Source organism: Polaromonas sp. A23 (genome assembly GCF_002001015.1).
Taxonomy (GTDB): domain Bacteria; phylum Pseudomonadota; class Gammaproteobacteria; order Burkholderiales; family Burkholderiaceae_C; genus Polaromonas.
This window is the reverse complement of record NZ_MUNO01000037.1, coordinates 202,095-227,896: the sequence shown is the minus strand read 5'-3', so window position 1 is coordinate 227,896 and position 25,802 is coordinate 202,095. Positions and strand designations below refer to the sequence as shown.

General features: G+C 60.7%; 22 protein-coding genes. 17 read left to right on the top strand and 5 right to left on the bottom strand.

What is annotated here, in order from left to right; translation table 11 throughout:
• Positions 1-256: 256 nt before the first annotated feature.
• From B0B52_RS17940 to B0B52_RS17925, 4 genes are all read left to right on the top strand, one after another.
• Complete coding sequence (locus B0B52_RS17940; protein WP_077595031.1) at positions 257-526, top strand: hypothetical protein; 270 nt, start codon at positions 257-259, stop codon at positions 524-526.
• Positions 527-740: 214 nt separating this feature from the next.
• Complete coding sequence (locus B0B52_RS17935) at positions 741-2,663, top strand: PrkA family serine protein kinase (protein WP_077595030.1); 1,923 nt, start codon at positions 741-743, stop codon at positions 2,661-2,663.
• Positions 2,664-2,710: 47 nt separating this feature from the next.
• Positions 2,711-3,985, top strand: coding sequence for a YeaH/YhbH family protein (locus B0B52_RS17930; RefSeq protein ID WP_077595029.1), 1,275 nt, complete (start codon positions 2,711-2,713; stop codon positions 3,983-3,985).
• Positions 3,986-4,014: 29 nt separating this feature from the next.
• The gene (locus B0B52_RS17925; protein WP_077595052.1) at positions 4,015-5,547 is read left to right on the top strand and encodes a SpoVR family protein; all 1,533 of its coding nucleotides are present in this window, start codon (positions 4,015-4,017) and stop codon (positions 5,545-5,547) included.
• A gap of 29 nt (positions 5,548-5,576) precedes the next feature.
• Here B0B52_RS17925 and B0B52_RS17920 read toward each other — a convergent pair whose 3' ends face one another.
• The gene (locus B0B52_RS17920) at positions 5,577-6,212 is read right to left on the bottom strand and encodes a GntR family transcriptional regulator (protein ID WP_077595028.1); all 636 of its coding nucleotides are present in this window, start codon (positions 6,210-6,212) and stop codon (positions 5,577-5,579) included.
• 139 nt (positions 6,213-6,351) lie between these two features.
• Here B0B52_RS17920 and scpA point away from each other — a divergent pair, with 139 nt between their 5' ends.
• The 11 genes from scpA (at position 6,352) to B0B52_RS17865 (ending at position 20,516) form a co-directional block, all read left to right on the top strand.
• Positions 6,352-8,520: a methylmalonyl-CoA mutase gene (gene scpA, locus B0B52_RS17915; protein ID WP_077595027.1), complete on the top strand. Its 2,169-nt coding sequence runs from the start codon at positions 6,352-6,354 to the stop codon at positions 8,518-8,520.
• Entirely contained in the window at positions 8,517-9,533 is a 1,017-nt protein-coding gene (meaB, locus tag B0B52_RS17910) for a methylmalonyl Co-A mutase-associated GTPase MeaB (RefSeq protein WP_077595026.1), read from the top strand. Before scpA ends, meaB begins: the two co-directional genes overlap by 4 nt.
• On the top strand, positions 9,530-10,324 hold the full coding sequence (locus B0B52_RS17905; protein WP_077595025.1) for a hypothetical protein: 795 nt from the start codon (positions 9,530-9,532) through the stop codon (positions 10,322-10,324). Before meaB ends, B0B52_RS17905 begins: the two co-directional genes overlap by 4 nt.
• A gap of 15 nt (positions 10,325-10,339) precedes the next feature.
• Positions 10,340-11,872, top strand: coding sequence for an acyl-CoA carboxylase subunit beta (locus B0B52_RS17900; RefSeq protein WP_077595024.1), 1,533 nt, complete (start codon positions 10,340-10,342; stop codon positions 11,870-11,872).
• Between the two features lie 23 nt (positions 11,873-11,895).
• Complete coding sequence (locus B0B52_RS17895) at positions 11,896-12,516, top strand: glutathione S-transferase family protein (protein ID WP_077595023.1); 621 nt, start codon at positions 11,896-11,898, stop codon at positions 12,514-12,516.
• Between the two features lie 4 nt (positions 12,517-12,520).
• Entirely contained in the window at positions 12,521-14,569 is a 2,049-nt protein-coding gene (locus B0B52_RS17890; RefSeq protein WP_077595022.1) for an acetyl/propionyl/methylcrotonyl-CoA carboxylase subunit alpha, read from the top strand.
• Positions 14,570-14,729: 160 nt separating this feature from the next.
• A complete protein-coding gene (locus B0B52_RS17885; RefSeq protein WP_077595021.1) occupies positions 14,730-15,212 on the top strand; it encodes a VOC family protein in 483 nt (160 codons plus the stop codon).
• Between the two features lie 113 nt (positions 15,213-15,325).
• Complete coding sequence (locus B0B52_RS17880) at positions 15,326-17,164, top strand: FAD-dependent oxidoreductase (protein ID WP_077595020.1); 1,839 nt, start codon at positions 15,326-15,328, stop codon at positions 17,162-17,164.
• Positions 17,161-19,011 (top strand): 2-oxoacid:acceptor oxidoreductase subunit alpha, encoded by a 1,851-nt coding sequence (locus B0B52_RS17875; RefSeq protein ID WP_077595019.1) that lies wholly within the window; start codon positions 17,161-17,163, stop codon positions 19,009-19,011. The genes B0B52_RS17880 and B0B52_RS17875 overlap by 4 nt, the downstream gene beginning before the upstream one ends.
• On the top strand, positions 19,008-20,063 hold the full coding sequence (locus tag B0B52_RS17870; protein ID WP_077595018.1) for a 2-oxoacid:ferredoxin oxidoreductase subunit beta: 1,056 nt from the start codon (positions 19,008-19,010) through the stop codon (positions 20,061-20,063). Before B0B52_RS17875 ends, B0B52_RS17870 begins: the two co-directional genes overlap by 4 nt.
• 12 nt (positions 20,064-20,075) lie before the next feature.
• Positions 20,076-20,516 (top strand): cyclic nucleotide-binding/CBS domain-containing protein, encoded by a 441-nt coding sequence (locus tag B0B52_RS17865; RefSeq protein ID WP_077595017.1) that lies wholly within the window; start codon positions 20,076-20,078, stop codon positions 20,514-20,516.
• An 11-nt stretch (positions 20,517-20,527) separates the two neighbouring features.
• On the opposite strand, the gene rsxB is transcribed toward B0B52_RS17865, so the two are convergent.
• Entirely contained in the window at positions 20,528-21,196 is a 669-nt protein-coding gene (gene rsxB / locus B0B52_RS17860) for an electron transport complex subunit RsxB (RefSeq protein ID WP_077595016.1), read from the bottom strand.
• Positions 21,193-22,530 (bottom strand): polyhydroxyalkanoate depolymerase, encoded by a 1,338-nt coding sequence (locus B0B52_RS17855; RefSeq protein WP_077595015.1) that lies wholly within the window; start codon positions 22,528-22,530, stop codon positions 21,193-21,195. The genes rsxB and B0B52_RS17855 overlap by 4 nt, the downstream gene beginning before the upstream one ends.
• Positions 22,531-22,776: 246 nt before the next feature.
• On the opposite strand from B0B52_RS17855, the gene ygiD reads away from it, so the two are divergent.
• The gene (ygiD, locus tag B0B52_RS17850) at positions 22,777-23,631 is read left to right on the top strand and encodes a 4,5-DOPA dioxygenase extradiol (RefSeq protein ID WP_077595014.1); all 855 of its coding nucleotides are present in this window, start codon (positions 22,777-22,779) and stop codon (positions 23,629-23,631) included.
• On the opposite strand, the gene B0B52_RS17845 is transcribed toward ygiD, so the two are convergent.
• Positions 23,614-24,609 carry an SDR family NAD(P)-dependent oxidoreductase gene (locus B0B52_RS17845; RefSeq protein ID WP_077595013.1) on the bottom strand — a complete coding sequence of 332 codons (996 nt, stop codon included), beginning with the start codon at positions 24,607-24,609 and terminating at the stop codon, positions 23,614-23,616. The genes ygiD and B0B52_RS17845 overlap by 18 nt on opposite strands.
• A 149-nt stretch (positions 24,610-24,758) precedes the next feature.
• Here B0B52_RS17845 and B0B52_RS17840 point away from each other — a divergent pair, with 149 nt between their 5' ends.
• On the top strand, positions 24,759-25,127 hold the full coding sequence (locus B0B52_RS17840) for a nuclear transport factor 2 family protein (RefSeq protein WP_077595012.1): 369 nt from the start codon (positions 24,759-24,761) through the stop codon (positions 25,125-25,127).
• 90 nt (positions 25,128-25,217) lie between these two features.
• On the opposite strand, the gene B0B52_RS17835 is transcribed toward B0B52_RS17840, so the two are convergent.
• Positions 25,218-25,796: a nucleotidyltransferase family protein gene (locus B0B52_RS17835; protein WP_254425749.1), complete on the bottom strand. Its 579-nt coding sequence runs from the start codon at positions 25,794-25,796 to the stop codon at positions 25,218-25,220.
• Between the last annotated feature and the right edge of the window lie 6 nt (positions 25,797-25,802).

The window sequence follows — 25,802 nt, the reverse complement described above, 5'->3', positions numbered from 1 at the left end:
TATTCATGCGCCGATGATTCACGTCAGTGCCTGCGATGATTCACGGCAGGTGCAGGTAAGGCCTGTCGATTAGAAAAATGCCCTTGCTGTAAGGCGTGCATCGCTTTGAAACAGATCCCCCGTTGGTCAGCATGAGCTCCATGTTCCCGGTGTTGCTTTCCTGCAATCAGCGCAGGCGAAATGTCGTGCGGCGAATCATCCGGAAGGATGATGCGATCGTTATCACGAAATGGTCTGACCTTGCAATGGAGGAACCATGGACACTGATCTTGATGGCATGTCGCGGGAACAACTCATCGCCGAAGTCAGAAAGCTCAGGCACGGCATTCGCGTGCATCGCGACAGCACCGGCCACGAGTTGTGCTGGCACCACCCCGCCTTGTGGTCGCTGCTGCCGGAGAAAACGGATCCGCTTCCGCTTGTCCCCGAGTGGCCACAATTTCTTCTCGGATGCTTGCGTTATCGAGAATCGCTCGACACCCAACTCCCAGATGCGCCGAGAAATGATAAACCCTATCGCGCCTGAAACAACATAAAACCCTTCACACCATCTTTCTGTCTGCAGCTTGTCCAATAACGTTGTACGCTGTAGCCTTGGGTACCGGAAATTTTTCACTGACCCCGCAACTTGTCCGGTACAACCATGAGGTGTAAACAGTCGAGTCACAGCGCGGTTACCTGAAGCGATTTGGTACCACGGGGTCAGCGATCCTTCAGGTGCAGCGTGCATAGGAGGCCCTATGAATGTCGTTCGCAATTTTCTGACGCGTTACGAACAGACGCGAGAAGAAGAACTGTCCATCGAGGAGTACCTCGATGCCTGCAAAAACGATCCCCTGGTTTACGCGACGGCGGCTGAGCGAATTCTCGCCGCTGTGGGTGAGCCTGAACTGGTCGATACCCGACACGATCAGCGCCTGTCTCGCCTGTTCGGCAACAAGGTCATCAAGATTTACCCGGCCTTCCGTGACTTCTACGGACTCGAAGATCCGATCGAGCAGGTGGTGTCCTACTTCCGCCATGCCGCGCAGGGGCTGGAAGAAAAGAAGCAGATCCTGTATCTGCTGGGCCCGGTGGGCGGCGGCAAGTCTTCCATCGCGGAGCGGCTCAAGCAGCTGATGGAAAAGGTGCCCTTTTATGCACTCAAGGGTTCGCCCGTCAACGAGTCGCCGCTGGGGTTGTTCAACAATGCCGAAGACGCGCCTGTGCTTGAGGCCCAGTACGGCATTGCACCGCGCTACCTGCAGCGGGTAATGTCGCCGTGGGCCGTCAAGCGGCTTGAAGAATACGGCGGCGACGTGCGCCAGTTCCGCGTGCTCAAGCGTTACCCGTCCATCCTCAAGCAGTGCGCGATAGCCAAGACCGAGCCCGGTGACGAAAACAATCAGGACATTTCTTCGCTGGTGGGCAAGATCGACATTCGCAAGCTGGAGACCTACGCCCAGGACGATCCCGACGCCTACAGTTATTCCGGCGGCCTGTGCCTGGCCAACCAGGGCCTGCTCGAGTTTGTCGAGATGTTCAAGGCACCCATCAAGGTGCTGCACCCTCTGCTCACCGCTACGCAGGAGGGCAACTTCAAGGGAACGGAGGGCTTTGGCGCCATTCCCTTTGACGGCATCGTGATGGCGCACTCCAACGAAAGCGAATGGAAGGCTTTCAAGAACAACAGAAACAACGAGGCTTTCCTGGACCGGATCTACATCGTCAAGGTGCCTTATTGCCTGCGCGTCACGGAAGAGGTCAAGATCTATGAAAAGCTGATCCGCAACTCGTCGCTGCTGAACGCGGTTTGCGCGCCCGGCACGCTGAAGATGATGGCGCAGTTTGCCGTGCTGACGCGCCTGAAGGAGCCGGAAAACTCCAGCATGTTCAGCAAGCTGCAGGTGTATGACGGCGAGAACCTCAAGGACACCGACCCGAAAGCCAAGAGCTATCAGGAGTACCGCGACTACGCCGGCGTGGACGAGGGCATGAACGGCATCTCGACACGGTTTGCCTTCAAGATTGTTTCCAAGGTGTTCAACTTCGACTCCACGGAAATTGCCGCCAACCCGGTGCACCTGATGTATGTGCTGGAAAAGCAGATCGAGCGCGAGCAGTTTCCGGTGGAAACCGAGCAGAAGTACCTGGGCTTCATCAAGGAAACCCTGGCCGCGCGTTATGCCGAGTTCATCGGCAAGGAAATCCAGACCGCCTACCTGGAGTCCTACTCGGAGTACGGCCAGAACATTTTCGATCGCTACGTGACCTACGCCGACTTCTGGATCCAGGACCAGGAATACCGCGACACGGACACCGGCGAAATTTTTGACCGGTCTTCCCTGAATGCCGAGCTCGAGAAAATTGAAAAACCGGCGGGCATCAGCAACCCGAAGGATTTCCGCAATGAAATCGTCAACTTCGTGCTGCGTGCGCGGGCCAACAATGCGGGCAAGAACCCGACGTGGACCAGTTACGAAAAATTGCGGACCGTGATCGAGAAGAAGATGTTCTCGAACACCGAGGACCTGCTGCCGGTGATTTCATTCAACGCCAAGGCCAGTGCGGACGAGCAGCAAAAACACGAAGACTTCGTCAACCGCATGGTTGACAAGGGCTACACGACGCGCCAGGTCCGGTTGCTGTGCGACTGGTACTTGCGGGTTCGCAAGAGTTCCTGAACCCCAGGGAAGGTTGCGCGCCATTTAGTATCAGACCAGGGAACCCCATGCTCCAGCAAGTCATTGACAGGCGCCTGTCGGGAAAAAACAAATCCATCGGCAACCGGGAACGTTTCCTGCGCCGGTTCAGGGGGCAGATACGGGACGCCGTTCGCCGCGCAGTTTCCGGCCGCAGCATCCATGACATCGAGCAGGGCGAAGACATCACGCTGCCGCGGCGCGATGTGTCCGAGCCTGTTTTTAGCCACGGCGCGGGCGGTACCCGCGAGATGGTTCACCCCGGCAACCGTGAGTACGTGCGCGGCGATCGCATCGAGCGTCCCGAGGGCGGTGGCGCCGGCGGGTCGGGCCAGGGCGCCAGTCAGGACGGGACGGGCGAGGACGACTTCGTGTTCCGCATCACGCGTGAAGAGTTCATGCAGTACTTCTTCGACGACCTGGCTCTGCCGCATCTGATTCGCACCCAGCTTCTGCCGGACGCGCCGGAGTGGAAGTCCCAGCGTGCCGGTTTTGTTTCGGAGGGCACGCCGACCAACCTGCATGTGGTGCGCTCGATGCGGGTGGCCCTGAGCCGGCGTATTGCGCTGGGTGGTGAGTCCCGGCGGAAGCTGCATGAGCTGGAAGCGCAACTGGCCGAGGCCTTGCGCCTGGGCCCCCGCGTGCCCGACGAAACGCCTGCGTTGATTGTGCAGATTGAAGCGCTGCGGCGCAGGCTCAGGCACATTCCCTTTTTTGATCCGTTCGACCTGCGGTACCGCAATCGCGTCAGGGTGCCGGTGCCAACGGCCAAGGCGGCGATGTTCTGCCTGATGGATGTCTCGGGTTCGATGGACGAAGCGCGCAAGGATATTGCCAAACGCTTTTTCATCCTGCTGTATCTTTTCCTGCAGCGGCACTACGAACGGACCGACGTCATCTTCATCCGCCACCACACCCAGGCGTCGGAAGTCAGCGAAGAAGAATTTTTCCGGTCGGCCGAGACCGGTGGCACCGTGGTGTCGAGTGCTCTGACATTGATGCAGCAGATCATCGAGGCGCGTTATCCGCCCGGGGAGTGGAACATTTACGGCGCCCAGGCGTCGGACGGCGACAACTGGCACCAGGATTCGTCCAAGTGCCGCGAACTTCTGGTGAGCAAGCTGCTGCCGGCCTCCCGGTACTTTGCCTATGTGCAGGTGGGTGATGAAGACCAGAACCTGTGGCAGGAATATTCCGAGATACTCGGCACCCACGCCAACTTCGCCATGCGAAAGATCAGCGAGGCGACGGACATTTACCCGGTGTTCAGGGACCTGTTCAAGAAGGAAGGCGTCAGCATATGAGCGCAGCTGAATCCGCCTTGCCCTCGCGGATGACGGCGTCCGACCTGCGCGCCGTGGAACGGCGCGAGCGGCTTCCCTGTCCGTCGGACTGGTCGTTCGAGCTGATTGAGATTTACCACAGGGAGATCGCGCGAACGGCCCGGTCCTTTGGCCTGGACACCTACCCGGTACAGCTTGAGGTCATCACGGCCGAGCAGATGATTGATGCCTATGCGGCGGTGGGCATGCCGGTGAACTACCGGCATTGGTCATTCGGGAAACAGTTTATTTCGACCGAAAAAAGTTACCGCCGCGGCCAGATGGGACTGGCCTATGAGGTGGTGATCAATTCCGACCCCTGCATTGCCTACCTGATGGAAGAAAACACCATGCCGATGCAGGCACTGGTGATGGCGCATGCCTGTTATGGGCACAACTCCTTCTTCAAGGGCAATTACCTGTTCCGGATGTGGACCGATGCCGGCTCCATCATTGACTACCTGGTGTATGCGCGGGCCTACATCGCCGAGTGCGAGGAGCACCACGGCTGGGATGCTGTCGAGCAGTTGCTGGACTCCTGTCACGCGTTGATGAGCCATGGGGTAGACCGCTACCGGCGTTCGCAGAAGCTGTCGCTGGCCGAGGAAGAGGCGCGCCACAAGGACCGCGAGGCTTACCTGCAGCAGCAGCTCAACGATTTATGGCGCACCGTGCCCAAGTCCGCGGAAAAACAGGCGGACAGTGAAAAGGCCAACCGCCGCTTTCCGGCGGAGCCGGAGGAAAACCTTCTTTACTTCATCGAGAAGAATGCGCCCCTGCTGGAACCCTGGCAACGCGAAGTGGTTCGCATCGTGCGCAAGGTTGCGCAGTATTTTTATCCGCAGCGGCAGACCCAGATCATGAACGAAGGCTGGGCCACGTTCTGGCACTACACGCTGCTCAATACCATGTACGACGAGGGCCTGCTGACCGATGGCTTCATGATCGAATGCCTGCGCTCCCACACCAACGTCATTTACCAGCCGCCGGTCACGCACCCGGGCTACAGCGGCATCAATCCCTATGCGCTGGGCTTTGCCATGTTCAGCGACATCAAGCGCATTTGCCAGACACCCACGGAAGAAGACCGGCAGTGGTTTCCCGACATCGCCGGTTCCGACTGGCTCAAGACGCTCGACTACGTCATGCGGCACTTCAGGGACGAGAGTTTCATCGGGCAATACCTTTCACCGCACCTGATGCGCGAGTTCCGGCTTTTTTCTGTGCTGGACGATGCCTCGGAGACGGAGCTGGAGGTGGCGGCTATCCACGATGAAGCCGGCTACCGGCATGTGCGCGAGGCACTGTCACGGCAGTTTGACATCAGCTACCGCGAACCCAACATCCAGGTCTGGAACGTGGACGTGCGCGGCGACCGTTCCCTGACCCTGCGCCACACCCGCCATGACGACCGGCCGCTCACGGAGGACGTGCAGGAGGTCATCAAGCATGTGGCGCGGCTTTGGGGGTTTCGGGTCCAGCTCGAGAGCGTGGACAAACACGGCAAGGCGTTGCAGACCTGGGACGCGAAACCACACGCTTGAACCGCCTAAGGGGTCTCCCGCGGGGGAGGCTAAATCGCAGCTTCCAGTCCGCTCCTGAAATGGGCCTGCATGGTTTGCATGGCGCCCGGCGAGTCATGCCGGGCCAGCGCATCCATGATGGCGCGGTGCTCGGCCAGCGACTCCTCAATGCGGCCGCTCTTGAGCAGCGAGTTATGCCTGTTGAGCTTCATGACTTTGCGCAGGTCAGCCACCATCTGGTCGCGCCAGCGGTTATTGGCAATTTCCAGCAAGCGCATGTGGAAAGCCTCGTTGATCTGGAAAAACCGTTCGCGATTGTTGACTGCTTTTTCCAGATCACGGTGCAGCGTTTGCAACTCCTTGAGCTGGGCGTCGGTCGCCTGGATGGCCACCACGCCGGCAGCATCACTTTCCAGAAGCGAGAGCAGGTGGTAGACGTCGGCCAGGTCGCGCTCGGACACTTCGGTGACGTAGGCACCGCGGCGCACCTTCATGGTCACCAGCCCCTCGGTGGCCAGCACCTTCAGCGCTTCGCGCAGGGGAGTGCGGCTGATACCGTATTCTTCGGCCAGCTTGAGTTCGTCGATCCAGCTGCCGGGCGCCAGTTCTCGGCTGAAAATGCGCTGGCGCAACAATTCCGCCACTTCTTCGTAAAGTGCTCGGGGGGTCAATGAAACAGCGGCCATAGTCTTATATAGAGGTCAATTGCAGCCTGAGGCTGGACAGGGCGATCTTATATGAAACTATATTTTGCATCAATAATTATAAATAATGTAAACTGACGACCTCGGCAGCGCACCTGCCCAACCAGACCTTATCCGCGCCATGAGCACCCCAAAATCTTCCGACAGTCCAGAATTTGCCCCCGCCAGCCTGGAAGCCTGGGCCAAAGCGGCCACCAAATCTGCACCGGGCGGCGATCTCAATGCGCTCAATTGGCACACGCCCGACGGCATTGTGGTTAAACCCCTGTACACCGCAGCAGACGTCAAAGACCTGCCGCATACCGACACTCTGCCGGGGTTTGAGCCGTTTCTTCGCGGCCCCCAGGCCACCATGTACGCGGTTCGCCCGTGGACCATTCGCCAATACGCGGGGTTTTCCACCGCCGAAGAATCCAACGCCTTCTACCGCAAGGCCCTTGCCGCGGGCGGCCAGGGTGTTTCAGTCGCCTTTGACCTGGCAACGCACCGCGGCTACGACAGCGACCACCCGCGCGTGACCGGTGACGTCGGCAAGGCCGGCGTGGCGATTGACAGCGTCGAGGACATGAAGATCCTGTTCGATCAGATCCCGCTGGACAAGGTGTCGGTGTCCATGACCATGAACGGCGCGGTACTGCCGGTGCTGGCGGGTTATGTGGTGGCGGCCGAAGAGCAGGGCGTGGGCCAGGAGCAACTGAGCGGCACCATCCAGAACGACATCCTCAAAGAGTTCATGGTGCGCAACACCTACATCTTTCCGCCGGCGCCCAGTATTCGCATCATCGGCGACATCATCGAGTACACGGCGCAGAAAATGCCCAAGTTCAACTCGATCAGCATTTCGGGTTACCACATGCAGGAGGCCGGAGCCAACCAGGCGCTGGAGTTGGCTTTCACGCTGGCTGACGGAAAAGAATATGTGAAGACCGCCATTGCCAAGGGGCTGGATGTTGATGGTTTTGCCGGGCGCCTGAGTTTCTTCTGGGCCATCGGCATGAACTTCTACCTCGAAGTGGCCAAGATGCGTGCGGCGCGCCTGCTCTGGTGCCGCATCATGAAGGAGTTCAACGCCAAAAGCCCCAAGAGCCTGATGCTGCGCACCCATTGCCAGACCAGCGGCTGGAGCCTGACCGAGCAGGATCCGTACAACAACGTGGTGCGTACCACCATCGAAGCCATGGCCGCGGTGTTTGGAGGCACGCAAAGCCTGCACACCAACAGCTTTGACGAGGCGATTGCCCTGCCCACCGAGTTTTCATCGCGCATTGCCCGCAACACCCAGCTCATCATCCAGGAAGAAACTCACATCCCCAACGTGATCGACCCCTGGGCCGGCAGCTACATGATGGAAAAGCTGACCCAGGACATGGCCGATGCCGCCTGGGCCATCATTGAAGAAGTGGACGCCATGGGCGGCATGACCCGTGCCGTGGACAGCGGCTGGGCCAAGCTCAAGATCGAGGCCGCGGCCGCTGAAAAGCAGGCACGCATCGACAGCGGCAAGGACGTGATCGTCGGCGTCAACAAATACAAACTCAAAACCGAAGACGCGATTGAAACCCGCGACATTGACAATGTGGCGGTGCGCGACGGGCAGATCAAGCGGCTCAAGGCCATACGCGCCAGCCGCGATGGGGCGGCAGTGCAGGCGGCGCTGGACGCGTTGACAGCAGCGGCCGAAAAGGGCGACGGCAATCTGCTGGACCTGAGCATCAAGGCCGTGCGCCTGCGCGCTACAGTTGGTGAAGTGAGCGATGCGCTCGAAAAAGTTTACGGGCGCCACCGCGCCGATACGCAAAAGGTGACCGGTGTGTATGCAGCTGCCTATGACTCGGCCGAAGGCTGGGAAACCCTCAAGACAGAAATCAACGCGTTCGCGGAGGCCCAAGGGCGGCGACCGCGGGTGATGATTTCCAAACTCGGCCAAGACGGCCATGACCGCGGCGCCAAGGTGGTGGCCACGGCCTTTGCCGACTTGGGTTTTGACGTGGACATGGGCCCGCTTTTCCAGACCCCTGAAGAATGTGCGCGCCAGGCGATTGAAAATGACGTGCACGCCGTGGGTGTTTCCACCTTGGCTGCCGGTCACAAAACCCTGGTGCCGGCCATCATTGCCGAGCTGAAGAAGCAGGGCGCCGACGACATCATCGTTTTTGTCGGCGGCGTGATTCCACGGCAGGACTATGAGATGCTTTATGAAGCAGGTGTCAAAGGCATCTACGGCCCGGGTACACCGATTCCGGCCAGTGCCAAGGACGTGCTTGAGCAGATCAAGGCTGCGCTGAAGTGACACCCGTCGAGTTGGCCGAGACCTTGTTGCATGGCGAAGCCGCCATGCAGCGTCGCGCCATCGCCAAAGCCATTACGCGGCTGGAATCGACTCGCAGTGACCACCGCGCACAGGCCGACGAGTTGCTCACCGCCTTGCTGCCACATACCGGCAAGGCCTTCCGCTTGGGCATCAGCGGCGTGCCCGGCGTGGGCAAATCAACTTTCATTGAAGTATTGGGCCTGTACCTGATAGCGCAAGGTCACCGGGTGGCCGTGCTGACCATCGACCCGTCTTCCAGTGTCTCGGGTGGCTCCATCCTTGGCGACAAGACGCGCATGGAAAAACTCTCGGTGCACGAACGTGCTTACATCCGGCCCAGCCCGGCCAGCGGCACACTGGGTGGCGTGGCCGAGAAGACACGTGAGGCCATGCTGGTGTGCGAGGCTGCAGGTTACGACATCGTGATTGTGGAAACCGTGGGTGTGGGGCAGAGCGAAACCGCCGTGGCCGGCATGACCGACATGTTTGTGCTGATGCAATTGCCCAACGCCGGCGACGATTTGCAGGCCATCAAGAAGGGTGTGATGGAGCTCGCCGACCTGGTGGTCATCAACAAGGCTGACCTGGACGTTGACGCCGCCACCCGTGCAGAGGCGCAGATTACCAGCGCCATGCGCCTGTTCGGGCAGCACGGCCATTCCACCCATGCGCAACATGACCAGACCCTGTGGCACCCGCGCGTCATCCAGCTCAGCGCCCTGCACGGCAAAGGCATAGACATTTTCTGGAGCGCGGTCACCGATTTCCGGAAGCTGCAAGCCGCCAATGGCAAATTGGAGTCGCGCCGTCGGCAGCAGGCCCTGGCGTGGATGTGGGAGCGCGTCGAGGCAGGATTGAAGCAGGCTTTCCACGGTCACCCAGCCGTGCGTGCCCATCTGCCTGAAGCCATTGACAGTGTGCTGGCGGGTCGTGCCGTGCCTTCGGCCGCGGCCCGCAAGATGCTGGGCCTTTTGTTTACGGACAAGCCATGACCAGCGACGATTTGCAGCACATAAGAGCGTCGACCGGCTGGCGCCAGCACCGCACTGAAGTCATCCGGCTTGCCGGTGGCACTGTGGTGGTGAAGGGGCAGCGGCCAGCGCGGGCAGCCGGTGGTGCCGGCGCGCTGAGTCTTCTGGCTTCGCTAACAGGCCTGTCGCTTGTGAAGCCGGCGCCGGCGCCCGGCGGCACTGACGGACAGGCGATCGAGGTAGGGCGCCTTGTCGCACTTCGCGCTGCCGGGTTGCTGGCGCCGCAGGTTCTGCATGTGGATCCGGAATTTTTTGTCATGGAGTTCCTGGCCGGGCCCAACATGGCGCAAGCTATGGAGGATGAGCCCGCCCAGGCCTTGTTGCTTTGGCAGCAGGGCTTGCAGGCTCTGCTGGCGCTGCACGCGCAGGGACAGTATCTGAGCCAGGCCTTTGCGCGCAACTTTATCTTGTCGCCACAGGGTGTGGCTGCCATTGATTTTGAAGACGACCCCGTGCAAGCGATGCCCTTGCTGCATGCCCAAGCCAGAGACTGGCTGTTGTACCTGCAGTCCACCGTGTGGCTGCTGCCTGCAGATACGCGCCCAGCTGCGCAGGCGGCGTGGCAGGACACCATCGTCACAGAGTCCTCGGCTGTCACCGCTGCGCTGCGTGCCGCCGTTGGCCGGCTGGCCTGGATGCGGCGCCTGCCATCCAGCCGCAAGCCCTGGGGCCGCGACATCATCAGCGCGCAGGCAGCTGCCGCTTTTCTCCACGCCTGGGCCCGTTCGTCGAATACCCGGCAACCTTCCTGACCATCCGGAACTTTTATGCAAGAAATCCTTGAACAACTCGAAAAGAAACGTGCCGCGGCCCGTCTGGGCGGTGGTCAAAAGCGCATAGACGCGCAACACGGCAAAGGCAAACTGACGGCGCGCGAGCGCCTGGAGCTGCTGCTTGATGAAGGCACGTTTGAAGAGTGGGACATGTTTGTCGAACATCGCTGCACCGACTTTGGCATGCAGGACAACAAGATTCCCGGCGATGGGGTGGTCACCGGCTACGGCATGATCAACGGCCGCCTGGTGTTTGTTTTCAGCCAGGATTTCACCGTCTTCGGCGGCGCGCTGTCGGAAGCGCATGCCGAGAAGATCTGCAAGGTGATGGACCAGGCCATGAAGGTGGGCGCGCCGGTGATTGGCCTCAACGACTCGGGCGGTGCGCGTATCCAGGAAGGTGTGGCCTCGCTGGGTGGCTATGCCGACGTGTTCCAGCGCAATGTGATGGCCTCCGGCGTGGTGCCGCAGATCAGCATGGTCATGGGTCCCTGCGCCGGCGGCGCGGTGTATTCTCCTGCCATGACCGACTTCATCTTCATGGTGAAAGACAGCTCCTACATGTTTGTCACCGGTCCGGAGGTCGTCAAGACAGTGACGCATGAAGAAGTGACCGCCGAGGAGTTGGGCGGCGCCACCACCCACACCACCCGCAGCGGTGTGGCCGATCTGGCATTTGAGAACGACGTCGAAGCGCTGTTGATGCTGCGCAGGCTCTACAACTACCTGCCGCTGAACAACCGCGAAAAGGCGCCTGTTCGCCCGAGTGCCGACCCGGCCAGCCGCATGGACCTGAGCCTGGACACACTGGTGCCTGAGAACCCGAACAAGCCGTATGACATGAAAGAGCTGATCATCAAGACGGTGGACGACGGCGACTTCTTCGAGATCCAACCCGAGTATGCGAAGAACATCATCATCGGCTTTGCCCGCATGGAGGGCCAGTCCGTCGGCATCGTCGCCAACCAGCCGCTGGTACTTGCCGGCTGCCTGGACATCAAAAGCTCCATCAAGGCTGCGCGGTTTGTGCGCTTTTGCGACGCCTTCAACATCCCTGTGATCACCTTTGTCGATGTGCCCGGCTTCATGCCCGGCACCAGCCAGGAATACGGCGGCATCATCAAACATGGCGCCAAGCTGCTGTATGCGTATGCCGAATGCACGGTGCCCAAAATCACCGTAATCACGCGCAAAGCCTATGGCGGCGCTTATGACGTGATGGCCTCCAAACACCTTCGCGGCGATGTCAACTTTGCCTGGCCGAATGCAGAGATTGCTGTGATGGGCGCCAAAGGCGCGGTGGAAATCATCTTCCGCGAAGACAAGGGCGACCCGGTCAAGCTGGCTGCCAAGGAAGCCGAATACAAGGCGCGTTTCGCTAATCCGTTTGTGGCCGGTGCACGCGGGTTTATCGACGACGTGATTTTGCCGCACGAAACGCGCAAGCGCATTTGCCGCTCGCTGGTGATGCTCAAGGATAAAAAAATTGAAAACCCGTGGCGCAAGCACGGCAACATCCCGCTCTGATCTCACCGAAAGGAAACGACCTCATGGCTCTGACGCTCTACTACCATCCCTACTCGCGCGCCGCCGGCACGATCTGGGCACTCGAGGAAGCCGGCGTGCCTTATGAGCTTCATATCGTCGACATCATGAAAGGCGAACAAAAACAGCCAGACATGGTGTCGAAAAACGCGATGGGCAAGGTGCCCACGCTGCTGGATGATGGTCTGGTCGTCACCGAGGCGGCCGCAATTGCGCTCTACCTCGCGGACCGTTATGCGCCTGGACGTCTGGCCCCTGCGCTCGATGATCCGCGGCGCGGCAGCTACCTGCGCTGGTCCTTCTTCGCACCCAGCGTGATCGAACCCGCCGTGATGACAAAGCACTCAGGTTGGGAGGTCAAGGACAGCGCTGCGGGCTGGGGCACCTACGATGCGATGCTTGCGGCCGCAGAGGGCGCCATCGCGAAAGGCCCCTTCCTGCTCGGTGAGCAGTTTTCGATGGCGGACGTCGTTTTTGGCGGGACGCTGCGCTTCATGATCGGCTTCAAGCAGATCGAGCCCAGCCCGTCCTTCACTGCCTATGTCGCACGGCTGGATGCCAGGCCGGCAACCCAGCGCGCCGACGCCAAGAACGTCGAAATGCGCAAGAAGTTGGGACTGCAATAAGACCATGTTCACAAAAATCCTGATAGCCAATAGAGGAGAAATCGCCTGCCGCGTCATCCTCACCGCCCGCAAGATGGGTATCAAAACCGTCGCGGTGTACTCCGACGCCGACAAGGACGCGCGCCACGTTGAACTGGCCGATGAGGCCGTCAACATAGGCCCGGCACCGAGTCGCGACAGTTATCTGCAAGCAGAAAAAATCATTGCGGCCTGCAAACAAACCGGCGCCCAGGCGGTGCACCCGGGTTACGGCTTCCTCAGCGAAAACGCCGGCTTTGCCAAGCGGGTGGAGGAAGAGGGCATCATTTTCATCGGCCCCAAGCACTATTCGATTGCTGCCATGGGCGACAAGATCGAGTCCAAGAAGCTGGCGGGTGCTGCGGGCGTGAATTGCATTCCGGGCGTGAACGATGCGATTGAAACTGCGGAGAAAGCGGTGGAAATCGCCAAGGGTATTGGTTACCCGGTGATGATCAAGGCGTCGGCTGGCGGCGGCGGCAAGGGCTTGCGCGTGGCGTTCAACGACAAGGAAGCCCTTGAAGGCTTCACCTCTTGCCGTAACGAAGCCCGCAACAGCTTCGGCGATGACCGCGTCTTCATCGAAAAGTTTGTCGAGGAACCGCGCCACATTGAAATCCAGCTGATGGGCGACAGCCACGGCAACGTGATTTACCTGAACGAGCGCGAATGCTCCATCCAGCGGCGTCACCAGAAGGTGATTGAAGAGGCGCCATCACCTTTTATCAGCGACGCGACGCGCAAGGCCATGGGCGAGCAGGCTGTGGCCCTGGCCAAGGCGGTGAAGTACCAGAGCGCCGGTACTGTGGAGTTTGTGGTCGGCAAGGACCAGAGTTTTTATTTTCTGGAAATGAACACCCGCCTGCAGGTGGAGCACCCGGTGACGGAGTGCATCACCGGTCTGGACCTGGTGGAGTTGATGATTCGCGTCGCCGCCGGCGAAAAATTGCCGCTGGCGCAGAAGGATGTGCAGCGTAACGGCTGGGCCATCGAATGCCGCATCAACGCCGAAGACCCGTTCCGCAGTTTTTTGCCTTCGACCGGCCGGCTTGTGCGCTTTCAGCCGCCCAAGGAAACCATGTTTGCTGCCGACACCTCGCAGCTGTACGGCGTGCGCGTAGATACCGGTGTGCAGGACGGCGGCGAGATCCCGATGTTTTACGACTCGATGATTGCCAAGCTGATCGTTCATGGCAAGGACCGAGCGGAGGCCATTGCGAAGATGCGCGAGGCACTCAACGCCTTTGTGATTCGCGGCATCAGCAGCAATATTCCGTTTCAAGCGGCGCTGCTGGCGCACCCGAAATTCAAGGCTGGCGACTTCAACACCGGTTTTATTGCCGAGAACTATGCCAAGGGCTTTCACGCCGAAGATGTGCCGCATGATGAGCCCGACTTTCTGGTGGCGCTGGCGGCGTATGTGAACCGCCGCATGCTGGGCCGTGCAGCCGGCATCAGCGGCCAGTTGCCCGGGCACGGCGTACTGGTCGGCGAAGAGTTTGTGGTGATCAACCTGGGCGCTGAGGGTAAAAACACCTCGCAACCGGCCATGGTGCGCGATTATCAAGCCCAATCGGGCTCCAGCCGAATAGAGACGGGCGCGAGCAGCTATGAAATTTGTAGCAACTGGCATCTGGGCGGCGCCCGCATACGCGGTACCGTCAACGGCGAACCCTTCGCCGCGCAGGTTGAGCGCGGTGTGGGCCGCAATCCCCTGGCCATCCGTATCGCGCATAACGGCACCCGGCTGGACGCGCTGGTGCTGTCGCCCCGTGCGGCCAGGCTTCACGCACTGATGCCCTACAAGGCGCCGCCAGACATGAGCCGCTTTGTACTCTCGCCTATGCCCGGCCTGCTGGTCGAGGTGGCTGTGCAGCCTGGGCAGAAGGTTCAGGCCGGTGAACGGGTGGCGGTGATCGAGGCCATGAAGATGGAAAACGTGCTGTTTGCCACGGCCGACGGCGTGGTTGGCAAGGTGCTGGCCGGCAAGGGCGAGTCTCTCAGCGTGGATCAGCCGATTGTGGAGTTTCAATGAACCCCCACGGTCGCTCGCTTCGCGTAGCTTCCTGCCCCCCGAAGGGACCGCTGCGCCTGCGGCCCGGCGAAGCCGGTTCGGCGGCCCCGGCTGGTCCGGAGCAGACCTCCGCACTTGTCGGCAGCGCCGAGGCGATTGATTGTTCGTTGAGGAAAATGAAATGACGCGTCCGTTTAAGGTCTTGGGCATCCAGCAAATTGCCATTGGCGGTACCGACAAACAGCGGTTGGGCAAACTCTGGGTTGACATGCTGGGCCTGGAGGTCACCGGCAACTTCGTAAGCGAACGCGAAAACGTCGATGAAGACATTTGCGCCATTGGCAGCGGGCCCTTCAAGGTCGAAGTTGACCTGATGCAGCCGCTGGACCCGGACAAAAAACCGGCGGTGCACACCACGCCGCTCAACCACGTCGGCCTGTGGATTGACGACCTGCCCAAGGCAGTGACCTGGTTGACGGCACAGGGGGTACGCTTTGCGCCGGGCGGCATTCGCCAGGGTGCCGCGGGTTTTGACATCTGTTTTCTGCACCCCAAAGCCAACGAAGAATTTCCCATTTCTGGCGAGGGCGTGCTGATTGAGCTGGTTCAGGCGCCGCCCGAGGTTGTGGCGGCTTTTGGCCGGCTGCAGGCTGCGGCTGACTGACTGCCCGCCCACGACTGAGGGATTCACCCGAGAGCGCCCTGTGGCAGGCGGGGCGTAAACTGGTCTGACCTCCTGACCCTGTCTTGGTGCCGAAGGGGGCAAGGAGCCAGTACGTGCAGCCAACCAACGTAGCCAATCCGTCTTACTTCCACAAGGTCGTCGATTGCCAATGGGCTTGTCCGGCCCATACCCCCGTTCCGGAATACATACGCCTGATAGGCCAGGGTCGCTACAGCGATGCCTATATGGTCAACTGGGTGTCGAATGTCTTTCCCGGCATTCTTGGGCGTACCTGTGACCGACCCTGCGAGCCGGCATGCCGCCGCAGTCGCGTCGAGGAAAACAATGGCGAACAGCCTGAACCCGTAGCGATATGCCGGCTCAAGCGCGTGGCAGCGGACATGAAAGACGACGTCCGCCAGCGCATGCCGAAAATCTCACCGAAAAACGGTAAGCGGATTGCCTGCATAGGTGCGGGGCCGGCTTCGCTGACGGTGGCGCGTGACCTTGCGCCGCTGGGTTATGAAGTCACGGTATTTGACGGCGAGGCCAAGGCCGGTGGTTTCATCCGCACCCAGATCCCGCGCTTTCGCTTGCCCGAGTCGGTGATTGATGAAGAAACCGGCTACATCCTCGATCTGGGCGTTGCTTTCAGAAGTGGCCAGCGGATCGAGTCAATGAAAGGCCTGCTGGCTGAAGGGTACGACGCGGTGTTTGTCGGCTGCGGCGCGCCGCGCGGGCGCGACCTGAACCTGCCGGGCCGCAGCGACATCAAGGAGAACATTCATATCGGCATTGACTGGCTCGCCTCTGTGTCTTTTGGCCACATCACCAGCATCGGCAAACGCGTGATCGTTCTGGGTGGCGGCAACACCGCCATGGATTGCTGCCGTTCCGCCAGGCGCCTGGGCGGCACCGACGTGAAAGTGATTGTGCGCAGCGGTTTCGAGGAAATGAAAGCCTCGCCCTGGGAGAAGGAAGACGCCCAGCATGAAGGCATTCCGATCATCAATTTTCACGTGCCCAAGTCTTTTGAGCACAGCCAGGGCAAGCTGACCGGCATGCGCTTTGAAGTGGTCAAGGCCGTTTATGACAACAAGGGAAAGCGCAGCCTGGTGCCGACGGGGGAGCCTGACGTACTGGTCGAGTGCGATGCCGTGCTGATTGCGGTGGGCCAGGAGAATGCCTTTCCCTGGATAGAGCGGGACTGCGGCATTGCTTTTGACGAGTGGGGCCTGCCGGTGCTGGGCAAGGAAACTTTCCAGTCCAGCGTGCCGAATGTGTTTTTTGGTGGCGATTCGGCTTTTGGCCCAAAAAACATCATCACGGCAGTGGCGCATGGGCATGAGGCGGCGGTGTCGATCGACCGCCTGCTCAGCGGCGAAGACATCGCGCGGCGGCCCGACCCGATGACCAATCTGATGTCCACCAAGATGGGCATTCACGAGTGGAGCTACGACAATGACACGTCCAATGATCCCCGCTTCAAGGTGCCCTGGGCCAAGGCGGAAATTGCGCTGGCCAGCATCCGTGTTGAGGTGGAGCTGGGTTTTGACGCGGCAACTGCCTTCAAGGAGGCCGGGCGCTGCCTGAACTGCGATGTGCAGACCGTGTTTGCTGCGCCGGCGTGCATCGAATGTGATGCCTGTGTCGACATTTGCCCGATGGACTGCATCAGCTTCACCGCCAACGAGGACGAGGCCGGTTTGCGTGCGCACCTGAAAGCGCCTGCGCTGAACCTGACACAGGATCTTTACGTGTCAGACGAGCTCAAGACTGGCAGGGTGATGGTGAAGGACGAAGACGTCTGCCTGCACTGCGGCCTGTGCGCCGAGCGTTGCCCCACCGGTGCCTGGGACATGCAGAAGTTTCTGCTGCAGACCACGCAGGCCGGGCCGTCGTGCAGAGATGGCAGCAAAACTGCCGCCCGCGCAGGAGGGGTGCCAGCATGAAAAACAGGATTGAAGCCGTCAACGATTTTGTGATCAAGTTTGCCAACGTCAATGGCTCGGGTTCGGCCTCTGCCAACGAGTTGTTTGCCAAGGCCATCTTGCGCATGGGCGTGCCGGTCAGCCCGCGCAATATTTTCCCCAGCAACATCCAGGGCCTGCCGACCTGGTACGAAGCGCGGGTGAGCGACAAGGGCTACCAGGGCCGGCGTGGCGGCATCGACATGATGGTGGCCATGAACCCGCAGACCTGGGATGCCGATGTGGCCGAGCTGGAGCCGGGCGGGTATTTGTTTTACGACAGCACTCGCCCCTTGCCACCGGAGAAATTTCGCGAAGATATTAACGTCATCGGCATGCCGCTGACGGAAATCTGCAACGCTGTCTATAGCGATCCGCGCCAGCGCCAGCTCTTCAAGAACATTGTGTACGTGGGTGCGTTGTCGGTTCTTCTGGAAATTGAACCAGAGGTGCTGGAAAAGCTGTTTGGCGAGCAATACAAGGGCAAGGAAAAACTGCTGGCGTCGAACGTTCAGGCGCTGCATCTGGGGCGTGATTTCGCCAGCGAGCACCTGCAGGCACCGCTGGGCATACGCGTGCAGCGCAGCAACCAGGTGGGTAACAAGATTTTTGTCGACGGCAACAGTGCGGCGGCGCTGGGTTGCGTCTATGGCGGTGCCACCGTGGCGGCCTGGTACCCGATCACGCCGTCTTCTTCGGTGGCCGAGGCCTTTCAGTCTTACTGCGCCAAATACCGGGTGGACCCTGCGACGGGCCGCAACAACTACGCCATCGTGCAGGCCGAAGATGAAATTGCCTCGATCGGTATGGTGGTCGGGGCAGGGTGGAATGGTGCGCGGGCCTTCACGACCACTTCGGGCCCAGGCGTGTCGCTGATGACCGAGTTCCTCGGCCTGGCTTACTTTGCGGAGATACCAGTCACCATCATCAATGTGCAGCGCGGCGGCCCCTCGACCGGCATGCCGACGCGCACGCAGCAGGCCGACCTTATTTCCTGCGCCTATGCGTCGCACGGGGACACCAAACACGTGCTGCTGTTGCCCGAAGATCCGCATGAGTGCTTCGAGCATGCTGCGGCGGCGCTGGACCTGGCGGAGCGGCTGCAAACACCGGTATTCCTGATGACCGACCTGGACATCGGCATGAACCAGCGCCTGTGCGAGCCCTTTGCGTGGGACGACAGCCGAAGTTACGACCGCGGCAAGGTGATGAGCGCCGAGGAGCTGGAGGCGGGCAAGGACTTTGGCCGCTACAAGGACGTGGACGGCGACGGTATTCCCTGGCGAACCCTGCCGGGTACGCACCCCAGCAAGGGCAGCTATTTCACGCGCGGCACCACGCGCAATGCCTACGCGCAGTATTCGGAGCGCGGGCCGGACTACATCTACAACGTGCAGCGCCTGCTGAAGAAGTTTGAAACGGCGGCGACGCTGGTGCCGCAACCGGTACTGCGCTCTGCCGCACGCAAAACCTCGCTGGGTGTCATTTATTTCGGCTCCACCAGCCCGGCGATGAACGAGGCGCTGGATGTGCTGGGTGAGGAGGGCATTCACCTGGACGCGATGCGGCTTCGTGCCTTTCCGTTTCCGGAGTCGGTCAGGCAGTTCATTGCCGTGCATGACAAAGTATTCGTGGTCGAACAAAACCGCGATGCGCAGATGCATTGCCTGCTGGTCAATGAACTCGATATTGACCCGGCGCGCCTGGTGCGTGTGCTGCATTTCGACGGCACGCCGATCACCGCACGGTTCATCACCAAGGCCATCACCGAGCATGTGAAGGCTCAGGCGGGCAGACCCCAACAAAAAGGCAAGGAGCGCGTGGCATGACTTATCTGGCCAAACCCAGGCTGCATCACCCATCCCTGACCGTCAACAAGGTCGGCTACACCCGGCGCGACTACGAAGGCAAGATCTCCACCTTGTGCGCCGGTTGCGGGCATGACTCGATTTCTGCGGCGATCATTCAGGCCTGCTGGGAACTCGACATCGAACCGCACCGCGTCGCCAAGCTTTCGGGCATAGGTTGCAGCTCGAAGACGCCGGATTATTTTCTCGGGGCGTCGCACGGCTTCAACACCGTGCATGGACGTATGCCTTCGGTATTGACGGGCGCCAGCCTGGCTAATCGAGATCTGCTTTACCTGGGCGTCTCCGGCGACGGCGACTCGGCCTCCATCGGTCTGGGTCAATTCGCGCACGCTATGCGGCGCGGCATCAACATGGTGTACATCGTTGAAAACAACGGCGTTTACGGCCTGACCAAGGGACAGTTTTCGGCCACCGCAGACCAGGGATCCAAAAGCAAGAAGGGCGTGGTCAACAGCGACAGCCCGGTCGACCTGGTGGCCTTGGCGTTGCAACTGGGTGCTACTTATGTGGCACGCGGGTTCTCGGGCGATAAGGCGCAACTGGTGCCGCTGATCAAGGGGGCCATCGGCCATGGGGGTGCTGCTTTCCTTGACATCGTCAGCCCGTGCGTGGCCTTCAACAACCATGCCGGCAGCACCAAAAGCTACGACTATGTGCGTGAGCACAACGAGGCGGTCAGCCGCATTGACTTCATCAGTTCGCGTGAGGAAATCACGGCAAGTTATGCGCCGGGCGAGGTGATTGAGGTGCTGCAGCACGATGGCTCTCCGCTGCGTTTTCGCAAGTTGCAGGAAGACTATGACCCGACCGACCGTTTTGCCGCGCTGAGTTACATGAACGCCCACCAGGCGCGCGGCGAGGTGGTGACGGGCCTGCTGTACGTTGATCCGCTGGCCACAGACCTGCATGTGGCGCTCAACACCAGTGACACGCCACTGAACAAACTCGGTGCCGGGCAACTCAGCCCCGGTGCAAAGTTGCTGGACAAGCTCAACGCTGCACTGCGTTAGAAGGAGGCCGTCATGGCTGAACGGAATGTATTCCAGTCCATCCCGCACAGGCGGGTGGTGAGCCTTTCGCCACAGGCCAGCGTCTGGGAGGCCGCCTGTGTCATGACCAAGGCCAACTGCGGCAGCGTGTTGATCATCGACACCGCGGGGGTGATGCTGGGAATTCTGACCGAGCGTGATTTGATGACCCGTGTGCTGGCCAAGGCCCTGAATGCCGAAAAGACGCCGGTGACCGAGGTGATGACGCACAACCCGCTGTGCGTGGTGCCCGAGATGCCGGTATCGGACGCTGTGTTGATCTTGCTGGAGCGCGGGTTCCGGCATTTGCCGATTGTTTCTTCAGCCGGGCAAATCCTGGGTGTTTTCTCGATTCGCGACGCTTTGCCGCGCGAGATCGACAGCGCCGTGAGCCTGGCCGAGTTTCGGGACTCGGTGAACGACGCGCTGGGCTGAAGGAACGGGCTTCAGGCTTCGCCGTTTCCAGGGTCGCGCTTGGCCCGCGCACGCGCCAGGGCCGCTTCAATGACAGCGCGTTTCTGGTCCAGGATGACGGGGTCGGTGTGCTGAGAGTGCCCCGTCAGGTCGGCCAGGGCGGCTTCGGCTTTTTCTTCAAGCCTTTTCTGGTTTTCACCCTTGTCCCGCATGCGCCGTGTGCTATGAAATTCATAGCGATTGCGGGCCAGCGCAGCGTCCGCCTCTGACCAGGCCCTCCAGCCGGTGCGCTCTGCTGTGACGTTTTCGAGGCTGATGCAGTCCACCGGGCACACGGGAATGCACAGCTCGCAGCCGGTGCAATAAGGCTCGATCACGGTGTGCATGAGTTTGTTGCTGCCCACAATCGCATCCACCGGGCAGGCATCCAGACACAGGGTGCAACCGATGCACCAGTTTTCGTCGATGACGGCCAGATGGCGCGGGCCTTCGCTGCCGTTCTCTGGGTTGAGTGCCGCCGCCGGCTGGCCGGTGATCAGGGCCAGGCGCTCTACACCTTCTGCGCCGCCGGGCGGGCATTGGTTGATATCGGCCTCGCCCCCGGCGATGGCCTGCGCATAGGCAGCGCAGTCAGGGTAGCCGCAACGCGTGCACTGAGTCTGGGGCAGGGCAGCGTGAATGCGTGCGGCCAGCCCGTTCACTTGCGCCTTACGGCCTTCTTTTTGGGGGCCAGTGGTGTGTTGCTCGCAGCAACGGCCGCGCGCAGCGAGGCTGGATGGTGCGCGGCAATGAAGGCCTTGACCTGCGGATACACAACATCACGCCAGCGGCGGCCGCTGAAAATGCCGTAATGGCCGGCGCCCTTGACTTCCAGGTGCTTCTGGCGCGCCTTGGGCACGTTGTGGCAAAGGGCGTGGGCGGCTTCGGTCTGGCCGGAGCCGGAGATGTCGTCCAGCTCGCCTTCAACCGTGAAGTGCGCCGTTGTCTTGATGTCCTGCGGGCGAACCCGTTCGAGCTTGCCGTCCACGGAGCGCACGTCCCAGGTGCCGTTGACCAGCTTGAACTCCTGGAACACGGTTTTGATGGTGTCGAGGTAGTAGTCGGCGTCCATATCCAGCACGGCGTTGTACTCGTCGTAGAACTTGGTGTGCGCTTCGGTGCTGGCGTCATCGCCCTTGAGCAGGTCCTTGAAATAATCGTAGTGGCTGCTGGCATGGCGGTCCGGGTTCATCGCGACAAAACCGGTGTGCTGCAAAAAGCCGGGGTAAACACGGCGGCCGGCACCCGGGAAATTGCTGGGCACGCGGTAAATCACGTTGTTCTCGAACCATTCGAAGCTTTTGTTCATGGCCAGGTTGTTGACCGCCGTCGGCGACTTCCGAGCGTCGATGGGGCCGCCCATCATGGTCATGCTCAGGGGTGTCAGCTCGCCGCGAGAGGCCATCAGTGACACGGCAGCCAGCACCGGCACGGTGGGCTGGCACACGCTGATGACATGGCAGTTGCCGTAAGTGCCCTGCAGGTGCCGGATGAACTCCTGTACATAGTTGACGTAGTCGTCCAGATTGAACGAACCTTCAGACATCGGCACCGTGCGGGCGTTTTTCCAGTCGGTGATGTAGACCTTGTGGTCCTTGAGCATGCTGCGTACCGTGTCGCGCAGCAAGGTGGCATAGTGGCCCGACAGCGGCGCCACAATCAGCACCGCCGGCTCGCCCTTGAGCTGGGTCAGCGTCGCCGGGTCATCGGTGAAACGCTTGAAGCGGCGCAGCTCGCAAAAAGGTTTGTCCAGCTCGACCCGTTCATGGATGGCGATGTTGATGCCATTCACGTCGACCCGGGTGATGCCGAAAGCGGGTTTTTCGTAGTCTTTGCCGAGCCGGTAAATCAGGCTGTAACCGGCGGCTGCACGCTGTGCCAGCGGGTTCTGGCTGAACGGAGACATGGGATTGTTATAAAGCTTGGCGGCGGCTTGCGCAAAGTCGACAAACGGCTCCATCAGGGAGCGTTGGGTCTCATAGACTTGATAGAGCATGTGGCTAACCTTTGTACAACGAAATGCTGCAGTGCAACAAATAATAACAGGTGTGCTTATGATTGTCTGGAGTAGAAACACCAATAACAAAGGGGGCGGATCCGGTCATCGAGCCATTCGATGAAAAAGTTCACAGGGCCGGCGCCGTGGCTTTCGTGTTGGCAGCCCGGCAGAGAGTTGCAAAAGCCTGAATAATGCAGCGCTTGGCGCCGTCCTGGCGCTTTTTTGAGCATCCCATGGAGTGTTATGACCGAGACCACCAGCTTTCTTGCGCTTGACCAGTTCACTTCGCTGGAAAAGTCTGACCGGATGCCGGTGATGTTTGTGGGCCACGGCAGCCCGATGAACGCCATCGGGGACAACGAATACCGACGCAGCTGGCAAGCCCTGGGCGCCGGATTTGGCAGCAAATACCCGCCGCCGCAGCTTATTCTGTGCATTTCGGCTCACTGGCTGACCGAGGGGTGGTGGGTGACGGGCATGGACCAGCCCAAGACCATTCATGACTTTGGTGGTTTTCCTCAGGAGTTGTTCGACCAGCAGTACCCTGCACCCGGCGCGCCGGCTGCTGCGAGGGAGATCAGCCGCTTTGTCAGGCAGCGCGGATCGGCCCCGCTGGGGGTGGATCTGGACGCCTGGGGCCTGGACCATGGCGCCTGGTCGGTGCTCAAGCCGATGTTCCCCGAAGCTGCGATTCCCGTGATGCAACTGAGCATGGATTACAGCCGTTCGCCGTCCGATCACTATGCCCTGGCCCAACAGCTCAAGGGCCTGCGCGAGCGCGGAGTGCTGATTGTGGGCAGCGGAAACATCGTTCACAACCTGCGCCAGGCCCAGCGCGGCGCAGCCGGAAACCAGGCTTACGACTGGGCGCTGGAGTTTGACCAGACCACGGGTGGGTACCTTCAGCAGGGCAACCTGGATGCCCTGCAGAACTTCCAGAAGCTGGGCCAGCTGGCGCTGATGGCGCATCCTACGCACGAGCATTACCTGCCCTTGCTGTACGCGGCAGGCGCGGTGGACGCTGGCGAACAGCCGCATTTTTTCAACACCAGCTTTCAGCTCGGCTCCATCTCGATGCGCTCAGTGATCTGGGGTTGAGAGCAAGCGTTCGGACACCTCCCAAAGGCGCAACGCCAGGGCCGGGTCGGCGATGTGGGGCGAGTAGCCGGAAATCCGGTTACCCGGCTCGGCGGGCAAGCCTTGCCGGCAATCTTCAAGGTACAGGCCGCCACGGCCTTTCAACGCTGGCGCGGTAGCGGCCCATACGCTGGTCGAGGCCCCTTGCGCCGGGGTCTTGAAGATATCCAGCGGCGTGTCGTCCGCCTTGAGCCAACCCAAAGCGCGCATCTCTTCCAGCGGCAGGAATTTCTGCAGGCCGGTCATGATGCCGCCAGGATGCACGGCATTGGCGGTGATGCCGCGAGAGGCATATTTCAGGTGCAAACCCAGCGCCATCAGCGCATTGGCACTTTTGGCCTGGCCATAGGCATGCCACTTGTTGTAGTTACGCCGTTCGAAATGGATGTCGTCGAAGTCAACGCCCGCGATCTTGTGGCCGGTGGAACTCAGGCAGACCACGCGCGTGTCCCCGGTGCTGGCGCCCGCCTGCAGCAAGGCCGGGAGCAGGGCGCTTGTCAGGGCGAAGTGGCCCAGGTGGTTGGTGGCAAATTGCGCCTCCCAACCTTGCGCTGTGCGTGTGAGCGGGCAGGCCATGATGGCGGCGTTGTTGACGAGGATGTCCAGCGCGGCGCCGGTTTCGAGCCAGCCGGCAGCGAAGCTGCGCACACTGGCGAGGTCTGCCAGATCCAGCTGGGCCACGCCGATGTTTGCGTTGGGGAAAGCGGCACGTAATTCCTTGGCGGCAGTTTCGCCCTGTGTCAGGTTGCGCACTGCCAGGGTCACACGGGCGCCCGCAGACGCCAGTGCCCGCGAAGTTTCCAGTCCCAGGCCGGAGGCGCCACCGGTGACGATGGCGTGGCGATTGCGCAAGGAGAGTCCCGCCACCACATCAACTGCGTTGCTGCGCGCCCCGTAGGCTGAGACAAGCGGCGCGGGAGAGGGCGAGTTTGCAGACACGGGAAGGCTCCTGGGCTAAGGGTAATAGGGGTCTGGATAATAAAGTTCTCATCTTCCATGCAGTGGTTCATTCGGGGTGTCGCGCCGGGGGCACCGGACGATGACACAATGCCGGCTCGTTCGTTGAATTTAAAGATCAAAGGAGCCTCATGCCCAGTCGCCAAACCGTCCAGGACTTCATCACCACCGTCGAGCAAGGACGCTACGTTGAAGCCATCGAGCAGTTTTATGCGCCGGACGCGAGCATGCAGGAAAACAGCCAGCCGCCGCGCCGGGGGCGGGACACCCTGGTTGCCTATGAGCGTGCGGTGATCGCGGCTTGCAGCGCCATGCGGACCTTGCCGGTCAAATCGTTTCTGGTTGACGGCGATTTTGTGGTCATCCACTGGGTGTTTGAGTTCACCCGGACCTCGGGGAACATCATGCGGATTGATGAGCTGGCCCATCAACGCTGGGAAGGTGAAAAGATTGTGGAAGAGCGCTTCTTTTACGACCCGGTTGCCGCACTGGCCGACTAGCGTTTCTTCAGTTTGCTATAAATTCAGGAGCTGCTCGCGCCCGTCAAATAAGGGCTAGAGGCATGTTTTATGCCTCTATGTGGCCGAAACTCATGATTTGAAGGTCTCGGGCGTTCGCAGCCATGCCCAGCGCGCCTGGTAGTCCCGTGATTTCCGTTCATACAGGGGGCCGTGGTCCACCGTCGGATTGGGGGTGAGGACCCCGCTGTAAAGGTCGTCCAGGCCGTAGGGCGCATGCAGAACCATGGCGCCCGCTTCCCGGTGGACTGCTACGCTGGTGCTGCCGACCAGAAAGCGGTCAACACCTTCGCAGGCGCTTCTCAAGGGTGGACAGGGGCGGCCGAAATACGCTTCGTACCAGGTGTGCACGCGCGCCTGGTTTTTGACTTCCAGAACAATGCCGAGCTCGGCAAAACGGGCCCGGGCGCGTTCTTCGACGGCTTGTTCCGTGGTTTCAGATAGATCGTCCGGATCGAAATAGAAGATGTCGTAGTCTCTGATGCCTGCTTGGGGCAGGCGATCGCTTAGGAGGTTCCAGACGGTCTGGAACAGGCAGCCGCCGACCAGCCAGGCGTCTGCAAGCCCCATTTCAGGAAGGCCCTCCAGCAATGCGCGATTGCAGGGGTTGCGCAGCACATCCTCCAGGAAGCGCTGCTGCAAACCTGTCAACGGCGT